A 991-nucleotide genomic window follows, 5' to 3' on the forward strand; every position below is an offset into this window, starting at 1 on the left:
CGAGCCCTGACCCTGACGGATCTGCAACTGCTGATCGATGGCATCGAGGTGCAGAAATATCGCCAGTTCAAGCGTTTTCGAGGGGTATAGAAGGCCGACTTTCGATATAATATCGGCCATGAATTCAACCGCTTCCGCTCCTTCTTCCAATGCACCTTCCTACTCGGCTCTGGCCGAGGAGAATGCCGTGTTGCGGGAGCAGTTGGGAGCCCAGGCAGAAGCGATTCGTCAGCTGACGCATCAACTGGACTGGTTCAAAAAGCAGCTGTTCGGTCCCAAATCCGAGAAGCAGGTGTTCGATCTTCCCGGGCAGGACAGCTTGTTCCAGCCAGAGGAAGCGCCGCTACCGGCGCCGCCTGCTGACGAAGAAGAACGCCCCATCAAGGCCTATCAGCGTGGCACCGGCAAGAAGCAGCGCGACGATGGCTGCCTGAACGACACCGGTCTGCGCTTTACCTCTGATGTGCCGGTGGAAGTCATAGAGTATCTGCCGCCAGAGCTGACAGGGCCGGAGGCCGATCAGTACGAAGTAATCGGCAGTAAGACCACCTACCGGCTGGCCCAGCGGGCCTCCAGTTACGTGGTGCTGAAGGTGGAGCGCCCGGTGTTCCGGCGCAAGGGGAGTGACAAGCCCATCACCACGCCGGCCCCGTTCAACGTGCTGGACAACAGCCTGGCCGATGTCAGTCTGCTGGCCGGGTTGCTGGTGGACAAGTTCCAGTTCCACCTGCCGCTGTACCGTCAGCACCAGCGCATCCAGCAAGCCGGTATCACAATCAGCCGCAGCACCCTGACCAATCTGGTCAAGCGCGTGATCGACCTGCTTCGGCCCATTGTGGATGCCCAGACCGACAACGTGCTGCGCAGTCGGGTGCTGGCCATGGATGAAACGCCGATCAAGGCCGGTCACCAGGGTCGGGCGGGCCCGCAAAAAGGCAAGTTGAAATCCGGCTGGTTCTGGCCGTTATACGGCGATGCCGACGAGGTGGTG

The 991-nt window shown here is 60.3% G+C and carries 1 protein-coding gene; it reads left to right on the forward strand.

The annotated features are described in order from the left end of the window. Positions 1-187 precede the first annotated feature (187 nt). Positions 188-991, forward strand: an 804-nt coding sequence (locus INT19_RS09705; RefSeq protein ID WP_446719024.1) for an IS66 family transposase, incomplete at its 3' end; no start/stop codon positions are given.

This window comes from Halomonas sp. 3A7M, from assembly GCF_014897875.1.
GTDB lineage: Bacteria > Pseudomonadota > Gammaproteobacteria > Pseudomonadales > Halomonadaceae > Vreelandella.